Raw genomic sequence first — 12,081 nt, 5'->3', positions numbered from 1 at the left:
ACACAACTTCCTGCCGATGACAGTCACGTGGCCCGCGATCCAATCGTGTGGCACAAGCCCTCCAGAGACGTGCGATGCCATGGTCAGATTCTGGGACATGTGCCACTCGTTCACATACCTCGTGGCGGGTAAGGGAATGAGACCAATCATAAAAAGCATTGTGTATGTCACAGAATGGACTATAATTTCACCGCAGGAATCACTCGATCGGTTGCGACGACCTCGACGTAGAGGTTGGGAGTGCTGGTGAGCATCTCTCGAAATCGATAACGCCGTTGGTCTCGATAGCGGCGGCGCCAGGTGCGCTCGTTTCTCTGCGGGCGCGTTGCAGACGAACAGTACGTGTAAAGAACCGATAATAGCAACAATTGCCGGTAACGGTTGTGCCGCTGGGAAGCTTCAGCGGAGCTCACCTGTATCGTCGATGCTCGTAGTAACCCACCCGATCTAAAATCACAGATACTGGCAACATTGTCCTTCGAAGCGGGAGATACGTCCCATATCCCCGCTACGGGGAGATACATCGGATGCAAGATGTTGTCATACAATACCCGGTTGGCATTCGAATAATGTGAATCGATACACCGTGCGGGTCAGTCATGGTGGAGGAATTCACATGAATACCGTCGAACACTGGAAACAAGAGAAACACTCCCTGGATATCATCGAGGAAATCTACGAATACGCCGCCGAAGGCCTTTCCTTCGACGAAATCGAAGAGCGCGGAGGCGAAGGCGAGTGGGAGCATTTCAAGTGGGCGGAAATGTACACCCACGACCGCAAAGAGGGCTATTTCATGCTGCGGACGAAGGTCCCTGGCGGATTTCTAACACCCAAACAAGCCGAAGTCATCGGTGACGCCGTGATGAATTCACGACCGACAGCTAGCAGTGATAGTCCTCCAACTTGACTTTATTGATCGGTTCGGTCTCGGTATGGATCTGCGTCGGCTGTTCCATGAAGTACACTGAAACATTGACCAGTTCGGTTTCATGCTGGCTATTCCAGCGTCGACAGAGATAGTCGGCGAAATAACGGCGGTCTGTGGTGTCGTCCCGCCAGAGCCCGACGAGATATTTCCGCCATCGTGCTGTCGGGTACGTATCTGAAATATCCGCCGGCCGATCCCAGCGGATAGGCCCACCGTGAAAGGCATCGATTCGTGAGCCATTCTCGAGTTGTCCCGGAGCGACAATCCACCCATCAGTGGAGAGGGGGTCAGGCGCGAACATATTCCAGTATTGATCGGTACGAGTGAGATCGATAACCGACTCGGCCTCCTCTGGAACCACGTCATGCCCGTAGATCTGTGAATAGCCGAGAACCTGAATGTTCCAGAGCACGATGAGGACAAGGAAGAATAGGGGAACACCAGTCCCCAAGTGGGTCTTCCATCGATCAAGCGGCGAGGGGGCACTCGAAACAGTGATGACCGGCAGTGTATCGGCGAGTTTCTGTGGCCACTGACCCATCGCTCTAGTCTGTCGATAGTGGGATAGCTGCGGTAGCACGATGTCCCAGAACGCTGCGGGTAGGAAGGGGAGTAACCCGGCGATCGAGATGAGTGCAAAGAGATCAATGCGCATGGTGAACAGCATCCCAAGATGCAAACTGATGAAGAGAAACACGAACCCCGTCCGCCAGAGACCGGGCAGCACAATCAGGAGAAATGAGAGCGTTATCATCCCCAACCAGAGATAATCAAGACCATGGAGGACAGCAGGGTAGGACCCGAGGACGTCACCGAACAGAATGGTGAATTGACCGAGACTGAAGACGTACTCGAGCCCCTCGCCTTGGAGCCAGACATCACCGGATAGCTTGAACGCGGCGTTCGTACTATACATGATGACGACCTGTAGTAATAGTGCGGCCGCCGCGACACTCCTTACAGCGGTTCGCGTCTGAGTGTTGCTGGCCTGTTGATTATCGACCGCCCAGTACGCGCCGAGCGGCAGAAACATCGCCCAGAAGAGCAGTAATCGGAGGAGGAAGTCTCCACCATTGAGGACCTCTGGCATCCGATTATGAATCGATACGAGAAAGATCCAGGAACCGATTGTTGCGGCCGACGTTCGATAACCAATGGTCAGTGCCACGGCAAAGACACCTGCAATCAAGAAGAAAACCGCCTGGACCCATGCGTCGCCGGAGAGCGTGTGGAGTGACAGGTGTAACGGGTCTGAACGAGAGATAAGAGCCGTCCGTGGCAGCACACCGAAATCGGTATAGAATGCGGTGAGGGCACGTGACCGGCGGACGAGATCAGCGAGTATGAGGAGTCCGATAGCAATTCGGAACACAGCAAGCGATCGAGTATCAATCTCAAACCGGTGACGAACAGCGAGAGAAATCCGATCTCTGACGGTTGAAAGACGGTTGGGAAGTGCCATCAGTCTAGTCCAGTTATGAGAATTCAGCGGCCAGAACCATAAGCGAACGGAAGACTCAACGATTCATGTTTGGGTTGCGGGTCAAAGGAGTGTGACATAGAATTCTGTTCCGATACAGACACCACCCGCTGGGAGCGTAGTCATTCTTCGGTGGGTTTCTTCTGAGAGTATTCTGGTGGTTGAATCACGAGCCGTTTAATTCGCGCGTTGTCGATCGCGTTAACGCGAAGCACGTATCCTTGGTGTTCGATCCGGTCACCCACCTTCGGTTCTCGTCCGAGTTTACTAAAGACGAAGCCGCCGATGGTTTCGACTTCATCAGTCTCGAACTCAGTGCCGAGTTGGTCGTTCACCTCACGAACCGGCACGCCGCCGTCGATGAGGTACGTCCCATCATCTCGCTCCTCGATGGTGGGACCCTGCGGTGTTGTGTCGAATTCGTCTCGAATATCGCCAACGATCTCTTCGAGAATGTCCTCAATCGTGACGATCCCCTCGAAAACGCCCCATTCGTCAATAACTACGGCAATCTGTCCCCCACCGTGCGTCTGAAATTCGGCGAGAATCGCGTCAATTCGTCGCGTTTCCGGAACAACGAGAACGTCGCGTGCGAGAGCGCGTGCAGTGACCGGACCGTCGTGGTCGGTTTCACTCGCCTTCAGAATGTCCTTCGCGTGGACGAAGCCAATCGGCTGTTCTCCGTCCTCATCGAGCACAATATATCGCGTGTAGGTTCCGCTGGCGGCAACAGATCTGAGTTCTGGGAGGGTCATCGACGCGGAGACTGTCTCCACGTCGGGGCGTGGCACCATGATTTCGCGAGCGATCGTGTCGCCGAGTTTGAAGACACTCTCGATCATCTCAACCTCCTCAAGATCGATTTCTCCAGTCTCTTCGGAGCGGCTGAGAATCATCAGGATTTCTTCCTCGGAATGCGTCTCCTCGCCTTCTGCCGCTGGCGAGACGCCAAACAAGCCGGTGAAGTAGTTGGCAGTGCCGTTGAAGACGATGATACCCGGGATGAACACGTAATAAAAGAACTTCATGAGCGGGGCGACGAGAAACGCCACTCGTTCGGCCTCTTGGATGGCGAACGTCTTCGGTGCGAGTTCGCCAAACACGACATGGAGGAACGTGATGAAACCGAATCCAAGCGCGAACGCAACCAGATGAATTACTCCTGTAGGCAGCAGTTCACCGAGAACTGGCTCGATGAGTGCTGCCACAGCTGGTTCACCAATCCACCCGAGGCCGAGTGAGGAAAGCGTAATCCCGAGCTGACTGACGGCGAGGTATCCATCTAGATTCTCGAGTGCGTCCTGTACGAGGCCCGCACCGGGCTTTCCGCGGTCGACCAGCGTGTTCACTCGGGTCGGCCGGAGTTTCACAAATGCGAACTCGGCGGCCACGAACACGCCGTTCATGACCACAAGGAAGACAGCGAGGAGCAGCCCACCGACTGCAATCAAATCGACCATACCCGTCATTGTTCACTGGGTAACTTGTAGGGGAGGGTACAGCGTCGGGTGACAGCCACCCACGAGCAACGGCCCGCTTGAGTGGGGAGAGTTATGGTTTACACACCGACAGGTGCTGGCACCGCCACGATACCGTTACGGAGAGTCAAGGAAGAAAGCCCCGTGCTTTAGCGCGGGGCTGAGTCCGACATGTTCATGCCACTGTCTCTCATACGATGGCCTACCGGAGTTCCCTCGGTGGCGAACACAGTCGTTGACTGTACCGATGCGTTGCATCGATTCGTCGCGGGGTGACAAATCCGATACCCACTCCGCCACGTCCCGGCCCACGGACGCTGATGGCGGTACCACGCGGGCTGAATACCCCGTTGGAGAGGGAAACGGTATTCCCTGTGACCCACTCGGCGCGTCCGAGGTGGAAGGTCCCATTGACAGGACTATACGCGCTGGAACGCACTCCCTCGGTCATAATTGGGAAGCAACCGTTGAGGGAGGACGCGAAAGCGTACTTCGCTCCCGAGGAAACGCGCAACCTTGAACTCCCCTTCGGGGATTCCTCGCCCTTCAGCGCGGGGAGGATGTCAATCCCATCTACTCCGTTAGGAGCGGATTCAGAGGTACTTGGTGTGTAACGTCGGTATCTAACCTATCCCGAAGAGGATACCTTCGACAATCGGTTGAGGAATCCGATACTGTCCGATTGTCCCGATGTGGGCGCGGGCGTGCCGCGTCGGATAGCACTACAACGTCGAACAGGTAACAGTATTATGCGGCGATTCATCCCACGACGAAAGTCGTGGGCTTCCTCGCCTAATCGAAGTGAATTCAGCACCGTCTGAACGAACTACTCGGGTTGTGTCATGAACGTCGTGACCGACTCAGTGGGTATATTCAGTAGGCGATTGAGAGAAACTGCTATTTTCGTACTGATTGGGTAGTATCTTTACGTCTACCCAAGGCGTTCATTATGGTTGGTGTAGTGAGGGTGGCAGACCACCAAGTTCCGGAAAGAAACCAGAAGACTGCCATGCAACTAATCGATGGGGAGCTGTATCCGATTCTCCGGAGGCTCTGGGCCTACACTCCGGTTCCGGAGCCGCACGTTGCTGGGCTAGTCATCGGGAGAGTGCTTTACGCGCGCTGGCCGCGGCGGATTACTCAAAAACGGACCATGGCACGTGCCAGTGGACTGGGACTGATTGGGTGTGGGGTTTTGCTCATCGGATGGGCATTCAGATCGGTCGCAGGGAACATCGGTCCAGAAGAACGACAGCTCGTTACGACTGGCCCGTATGCATTCAGTCGAAACCCCATGTACGTTGGGTGGACGATGCTCTATGCAGGCCGCGCGTTGCTCAGCAATAACCGGTGGGTTGCGCTCTTGCTTCCAGCAGTTGTCGCCATTACCCACGTCGGGACCATTCAGGAAGAACGGGCCCTGGAACGGGAGTTCGGTGACGAGTATCGTGTCTTTCGCCAAAACGTCCGCCGGTATCTTTAATCAAGATGTAATCATTATATATTCAACTATTCGGAGGGATACGTCGAAAAGGGTTGTATCTATTCTGTACGAAGCGTCACGAACAGGAGTGTCATCAGAATGCGCTTGGCAGATACGCGCCCTGTATTCAGCTGATTAACTGGTATTAGTACAGCTCTCGATAGACCTACTCAATCAATCGAAAATCCGAATTACCGACTGACTCCCTCCCACGACTTCAGTCGTGGGCGTTCTCCTCGAATCTCTGTAAGGATACTCGACGGTCGTTGTCACTACTCTGGTCGTGGAATGTGTTACTGCTATTCGTCGAGTACGATGACTCGCGCGTCGGCGACGAGCCCCCGAGCATCGGCCATCGCACTCGCATCGAGTGCGACCGCCGCGCCCACCGCATCGTCGACCACGAAATTCATCTCGATGACGTTCTTGAAACACTTGACCAGGCACGTCAACTCCCCGTGATCCTCTGCATAGATGTTTTCATACACGGGAGCCATCAGCGATTCCATCACCCAGTCTTCCACAGCCTGCTCGACCTTCTCATCGGTATAGTGGTCAGCCACGTCATCGCGCACGTAGACTACCTCAGTGTCATCGAGGTCGTATTTGATGATGCTTCGCAGGTTCCCCTCCGCCCGTTCAGTGAAGAACTCCTCAAGGCGGGTCGCCACCCTCGTTGCCATAGTTAGTTGCTAGTTTGGCACACGCATAGTAATGATGGCTAGCCAACAAAATTGAGGCCAGCGGAACATGGTTCACTCCGAGTCGAGCGACCCGAAGAAGCACGTGGAGTCAGGCGTCGCTCGCCGGGTGATACCGCCGCCAAACCCAGCTAGGCGTGGTCGACCGAAGCTCATCGATACACTCCCCCCAGGGGTGTTCACCATCGAACGCTCGCGCGTACGTCTCAGCCACGCCCATCGTCTCACTCACGAGCAGGAGTGACCCGAACAGGTGATACTCGGGGAAGAACGCGGTACTACTCCAGCGATACCGAGATCGGAATCGTCCAAGCACCCGCCATGGAAGCATGGCTTGAAGGCCCACCAGCTCGCGCTTTGTGACACCGAGTTGGCGCACAGCTGTCTGCGTGATGCCACCCTGACGGGTGCCGTGCGCGAGTACTCCTTGTAAGAGAACGATTACTCGCTGTCGAGCGGCAACGTGCGCCAACGATGAATCGTCCCAGTCGTGAGCAAGGTGCTCCATCGCGCGAATCGACGCAGCTACCTCCAGGCCTTCAAGAAGATACGGGTGGTCCCACGTTGGCGACCCAAAGCGGTGCTGGTAGGCGTGACACAGCTCCGAGGTGAGATACGAATACGCCACCGGCACGGGGAGGTGTCCTCCACTGACGCCGATATAGCCGGTACTCCGTGAGTACCGCCCCTCGATACTCAAAAGCGTTAACGACTGTGGGAGGTTGCCCGTTGCGAGTGCGACTCGCTCCCGCCACGAATAGTCATACACGAGGTGGTCTCGCCAGAGATCGTGATACGACGTTGAATCCACATCGAAGAGCGCATCATAGAACTCGGTGAGGGCTGCAAAGCACGTGTAAATATCGCGCTTGCTGGCTGGGGCGCTGTGCGGGTCGTACGTATGGAATTCGGACAGCGGGGGAGCCTCTGGATACTCTCGCCGATACGTGTCGATTGCGTCGGCGCACGTCTCTTTGAGGTGGTCGAGAAACTCCTCGCTGTTCATCGCTACCTATAGTGGGAGGGTTGAACAAGCCTTAATTATTACCGGGGTGTCGAGTGATTCTCCCGTTTTCCTGCACCGGGAGAATCTCTCTTTTGAATTGAAAGGGTCCGACAGCTGCTGAGCAAAACACTGTATGATGATTGGTGCCACAACCAGACCTCGTGTTGAGTAACGACAGCCAACACGAATCGACGGGAGTGTGGTTGCCACCGGCATTATGTGGGCCAATAGAGGTTTGCATCTTTGCGTACCACCCCCTATCAATGCATGATTTGACCGGGTTCCAACGCGACCTACTGTACGTCATCGCCGGGAACGAGAAACCCTATGGCCTCGCCGTCAAAGACGAGCTAGAAGCATACTACGAACAAGAAATTCACTACGGACGTCTCTACCCGAACCTCGACACGCTCGTCGAGAAGGGCTTCGTCGAGAAAGGCGAACACAATGGGCGGACGAATTACTACGCGGTAACTTGACGTGGGCGGCGTGAGATCGAAGCTCGTGAGCAATGGGAGCGACAGTATCAGAACACCTAGGATTGACGCCACATAAACTCCAAAATATCGATATATTTCAGTTACCCACGACTGAAATCGTGAGCTTCCTTCTTGCAATCATGTTGTTTCACTATATCAACTACTTCATTAATAATAGTGTCCGAAAAACATTATCTGCATTCAAGATAGAGATTGTGATGGCGTAGTTACGAAGAACTCAGTTTCAGAGTTCGCTGGTTATTCCTACGTCACCCCCACCCAACCCCTTCGTTTGACCCATTGACAGAGGCACCCGTTCTTCCACAACAGTGTAACAGAAACAACGAACCACAGTCAGCTTCTGTATCGCGATCCAATATTCACGACTAAAGTCGTGGGCCGGTTGTATGAGACAAACGATCTCGTGAACGCTGGCAGAGGGGTCACCTCATGAATCTCTGTGAGTGAGTTTCGTTCTACACACGCGTCCAAGAGAAAGAGACGAGATTGACTTTCCCGTGGTTTGTGAGTAGTGCTGTTGTCCACTCTCGAAAGCGTTCGAAGGACCATCACACCCGTTTGGCTTGTCGTGTTCTCACACGACTCACGAAGAATGGTGTTCTGTGAAGATAAACTATTCTATTAATTGAACAGTATGATAGGTAGTCAGCTTCTCTGAATCCGTACCGCCTGAAGGCGGGGGTTTCCACACTTTTAGACCATGGATAGTGTTAGTTTCTAATAACTTTATGTTTAAGTATAATTCATTATATAGATAGATTTATGTGTTATTGTGCCCATTAGTAGTTCGACGCAGGACCCACAAACACCCGTTTGTATTCCCCCAGCGGTCTGCGTTCACCTGGGTGATTCCCCCACGAATCCCCCTCAACGGGAGCCCAATGGGCATCCCGTTTTTCCCGACCCCAACGTTCCCCAAACATGATTGTCTCCATAAAGGACACTCGTTAGTCTGCATCCGTTTCTAAATACGCTGCCGAGCGTCGGCACTTCCAGAGGTATGCCTATTGCACATACTGAGGGAAGTTAGAGACCCATCACTACCGAAGAGCTGTTGACTGAAACTAGTATCAAACACCAACTAATTCGTCGAGGGTTGAGAGTAACTCCTCGCGGTCACCGGTATGCACGGTCATGACGGGAACTGGGGAGACACGGACAACTTTCTCGGCAACACTGCCAAACAGATACCGCTCGAAGCCTGTTTTCCCTCGGGTACCCATTACGATAATATCGATCTCGTTTTCGATGGCGTACGCGATAATGGCGACGGCAGGATCTCCCCAACGGATTTCTCGGCGCACGTCAAGTCCCCGATCGATTGCTCCTCGGCGATTATTTTTGTGGCACTGTGGCCGTCTTCTTCGAAGGTTTGCTGCAATTGGTCGCGAACGTCATCAGGAAGTGTCATGTAGGTGGTTTCATCAACGACGTTCACGACGTGGATTCTGGCCTCACACAGCTCTGCAAGTGTCAGGGCGTGTGCGCTCACCCGCTCCATTCCGGCACGGCCATCTGTGGGAATAAGAATGTCAGTATACATCCCCAATAGTTTGGTATATGCCACCAAATATCTATGCAAAGTGAACTACTCCGCCCTACAGCTCGTCCGACGGCTCGTGCGTGAAGGTGGGGCTTCCTGCTTCCACGACACGCTTTGCAGACACAGATGTGTCCACAGGGAGCGCAGTCTCCACAGGCGTTAACAAATCGCGTCGCGATTCGTTCGCACCCCAGAACGCGAAGCGTTACTGGGACGTCTTCAGGCGCGAAAGGATATCAATTCGACAGCTACTCATGGTGGGTCACGCGCGAGAGTGTTATCACAAAGACAGCGCCCGTTGGCTCATTCGCTTCAATCCAGACGTCACCTCCAAATTGCGTCATCAAGGTGTCCACTAAATAGAGCCCCACCCCGATCCTGCACTTTTAAGTCCCTTCTCCCCACGGCCGAACACCACATCGCGCTGATCAACTGGAATTCCGGGACCGTTATCCGCAATCCGGATAATCACGGTTTCGTCAGATAACTCCGCGGAGATCTCAATGCGTGATTTGCCTTTGCTATTGTGTTGAATCGCGTTATTGAGGAGGTTTCGAAAGACGCACGACAACAACGGCGTCGCCCACACCTCGACAGCAGGGATGGAATCCCAACCCGAAAACTCGGCGTCCGGATACGCTTCACGACGCCGATCGATTGTATCGTGGAGTGTACGTTGAAGATCCGTTGGTGTTAACTCAGATTCGTCTTCGGTTTCGATCGAATTGAGAAAATCGCGCAAGGTTTCCGTGAGTTCAACCGTGTGTTGCGTCGTTCGAATCACTCGGTCAAGCATCGTGTTTGCCTCCTGTGAGACATGGTTTCGCAATTCCCGTCCCCAGGCGAGCGCGACCATCATATCGTTACAGATGTCGTGTCGGACAATCTGGTTGAGCAGTACCAATTCTTTGTTTCGTTTGTTGAGCGTGGCCTCTTGTTCGTCTAATTCACGACTTAGTTTGGCTGCGTCGTGGAATACGTACGATTGGCGTAGTAACAGTGCAACTAATACGAATGCCCCGAAGAAGACGTCGTCACTCCGGAATTGGCCGGTGAGCCCGAGATAGCCGATGAGCACCATGGCGACCGCAAATGGGCCGTATGGAGCAAGCAGTTCAATGAACTCATAGCGGCGTCGCTCGGTGACGCGCGGAGTGAGCGTTGCTGCCGGATGAAGTGCGCCGAGTGCGATGAGGGCATTACCGGCGACCCACGCGGAATCGATTTCGCTGAAGACGTAGCCGCTGGTGAATTCGAGATACGCGAAGGTACTGTCTGCAATCACCCAGATGAACAGACCAAGTGAAATCAAGAGAATTGGGGTCCGTCGTTGCCCTCGTGTGTTCAGCGCAACGACGAAGGCAATCGAACCGACGACGATATCCAAGATGGGATACGCCATCGCCACCAACGTGTCTGGAGAGTTAAGTGAACTACTGGTGAGGATTGGTTCGAGGAGGAAATACCAGCTTACGGTGAGTAACGCCCCGCCAACGATCAGCCCATCAAGTGTGAGTCGGTACATCGATCCCAAGCGTCGTCGATCGGTCGTCAGCAAGACCAATCCGAGCGCAAGAACAGGATAGCCGGTGAGATAAAACAGGTCAGGAAGACCAGGGAATGGCACGTCGCCGGTTCCTAACTCATACGCCATCCAGGTGAGTTCGCCAATTGCTTCGAATCCGGTACCGATTGCGAGCAGTCGCCATCCCCAGAGTGTCGAGGTAGAACTCTGGCGTACCACACTAAAGAGTGTCAGTGGAACGATGAGCGCGGTGCCACTAACGACGAGGTTCGAGAAAACGAGCGTTGCATACTCGCCGCCAATCTGCCAGCGAATCCAAACGATCGAACAGAGTAATATACATGCTGCACCGACCCACGTCCAGAGATACCATCGAGGCCACCGAGAGAGGGGGGCTCTGAGAGTCTGTAGAAGATCAGAAGGATCAAATAACGGCGTTCCTGTGGTACTTGGTTCATTATTGCTCATTAATAGCGTTGAATTTATTGAGAATGTTTATAAAATCACCTTCCTGGTAAAATTAATATGTTAGTGTTTAGCTTGTCACCAAACGCAGCGGGTGAGACACTAATCGATCTGGCCGCGTTCACCCAAGGGGATACCATATCGTCGGATAGCGGTCAACAAACGAGTGGAACTACGACAGTTGGAAAAGTGAGTTCCTATCAGTTTATTAACTATCCGAAGTTAGACGATAAAGAGGGCTTGTTTCGCTTTTCTGCTGAAGAACACGCGAGCCACGTTGACCGCGCCAACGTAGTCACGGTCGGCCTGAAAGCCACACCGGGCGTTGTCACAGCGGAAGTGACCGCCCCACCACACCTCGAATGCGTGGTCAGGCGACTTCGTAGTGTGACCCGTGGAGCCACATCGAGGACACGACCGGGACGTGTTACCCGGACGCACACGCTTCACGTGCAATCCGGCGATTTCCGCCCGATACTCGATTTTTGAGGCAATCTCGCGGCGTGCCCACGACGAAAGTTCCCACGAGAGTTGGCCCTCACCACAGGGCGGTGACAGGCTCCGCAAGTCTTCGTGAACAATCGCATCAACATCGTACACAAGTGCAAGCGCGAGGACTTGATTTGCTACATCGTGAACCAACTGCTCTCGCTTGTGGCGAATCTTGTTGTTCACCCGCTCATACTCTGCCTGAACCCTTCGAGTCTCACAGCATCCTACCGGTCAATTTCAACAAATCCGAGTGAATCATGGATTGTATATGCAGATTTGTGAGAACTATTTTAAAACTAACACTCGTATCATCAAAATAATGAACCTCAACCCCATCGATCGACTCCATCGACGTCAGATGTGGGCGGTCCAGAGCACTCCGAAGTGGGATATTCGTGTCGCGAATCCACGTCAGCGTCACTGTCAAGTCAACGGATCCGGATTAGTTGATTGTGTGGGGGCTGATTTTTCATTGGA

General features: G+C 53.7%; 8 protein-coding genes and 3 pseudogenes. 3 read left to right on the top strand and 8 right to left on the bottom strand.

Going from position 1 to position 12,081, the window contains the following annotated elements; translation table 11 throughout:
• Positions 1-616: 616 nt before the first annotated feature.
• Positions 617-859: pseudogene (locus P0648_RS16400) on the top strand (ferredoxin--nitrite reductase); the annotation flags it as partial.
• A 25-nt stretch (positions 860-884) separates the two neighbouring features.
• Here the strand turns inward: P0648_RS16400 and P0648_RS16395 are convergent.
• Together P0648_RS16395 and P0648_RS16390 are read right to left on the bottom strand one after the other, a co-directional pair.
• The gene (locus P0648_RS16395) at positions 885-2,393 is read right to left on the bottom strand and encodes an HTTM domain-containing protein (RefSeq protein ID WP_277505939.1); all 1,509 of its coding nucleotides are present in this window, start codon (positions 2,391-2,393) and stop codon (positions 885-887) included.
• A 140-nt stretch (positions 2,394-2,533) separates the two neighbouring features.
• Positions 2,534-3,871 (bottom strand): hemolysin family protein, encoded by a 1,338-nt coding sequence (locus P0648_RS16390; RefSeq protein ID WP_276249217.1) that lies wholly within the window; start codon positions 3,869-3,871, stop codon positions 2,534-2,536.
• Between the two features lie 967 nt (positions 3,872-4,838).
• Here P0648_RS16390 and P0648_RS20585 point away from each other — a divergent pair.
• Complete coding sequence (locus P0648_RS20585; RefSeq protein ID WP_369685330.1) at positions 4,839-5,372, top strand: isoprenylcysteine carboxylmethyltransferase family protein; 534 nt, start codon at positions 4,839-4,841, stop codon at positions 5,370-5,372.
• 299 nt (positions 5,373-5,671) lie between these two features.
• On the opposite strand, the gene P0648_RS16380 is transcribed toward P0648_RS20585, so the two are convergent.
• Both P0648_RS16380 and P0648_RS16375 read right to left on the bottom strand, forming a co-directional pair.
• Positions 5,672-6,055, bottom strand: coding sequence for a hypothetical protein (locus tag P0648_RS16380; RefSeq protein WP_276249054.1), 384 nt, complete (start codon positions 6,053-6,055; stop codon positions 5,672-5,674).
• A gap of 109 nt (positions 6,056-6,164) precedes the next feature.
• Complete coding sequence (locus P0648_RS16375; protein WP_276249055.1) at positions 6,165-7,079, bottom strand: hypothetical protein; 915 nt, start codon at positions 7,077-7,079, stop codon at positions 6,165-6,167.
• 263 nt (positions 7,080-7,342) lie between these two features.
• On the opposite strand from P0648_RS16375, the gene P0648_RS16370 reads away from it, so the two are divergent.
• Entirely contained in the window at positions 7,343-7,558 is a 216-nt protein-coding gene (locus tag P0648_RS16370; RefSeq protein ID WP_276275341.1) for a helix-turn-helix transcriptional regulator, read from the top strand.
• 1,091 nt (positions 7,559-8,649) lie between these two features.
• Here the strand turns inward: P0648_RS16370 and P0648_RS20580 are convergent.
• The 4 genes and pseudogenes from P0648_RS20580 to P0648_RS16350 all read right to left on the bottom strand — a co-directional run bounded on the left by P0648_RS20580 (position 8,650) and on the right by P0648_RS16350 (position 11,787).
• Positions 8,650-9,080 (bottom strand): annotated as a pseudogene (locus tag P0648_RS20580) (universal stress protein).
• Positions 9,081-9,177: 97 nt separating this feature from the next.
• A pseudogene (locus tag P0648_RS20575) lies at positions 9,178-9,282 on the bottom strand (RNA-guided endonuclease TnpB family protein); the annotation flags it as partial.
• 195 nt (positions 9,283-9,477) lie between these two features.
• A complete protein-coding gene (locus P0648_RS16355; protein ID WP_277505966.1) occupies positions 9,478-10,866 on the bottom strand; it encodes an ATP-binding protein in 1,389 nt (462 codons plus the stop codon).
• A gap of 468 nt (positions 10,867-11,334) precedes the next feature.
• Positions 11,335-11,787: a transposase gene (locus P0648_RS16350; protein WP_276249059.1), complete on the bottom strand. Its 453-nt coding sequence runs from the start codon at positions 11,785-11,787 to the stop codon at positions 11,335-11,337.
• Positions 11,788-12,081 lie beyond the last annotated feature (294 nt).

Origin of the sequence: Haladaptatus sp. DYSN1, assembly GCF_029489995.1 — an archaeon.
GTDB lineage: Archaea > Halobacteriota > Halobacteria > Halobacteriales > Halococcaceae > QDMS2.
Note: the sequence above shows the minus strand (reverse complement) of the source record. Positions and strands in the feature narration are given on the sequence as shown.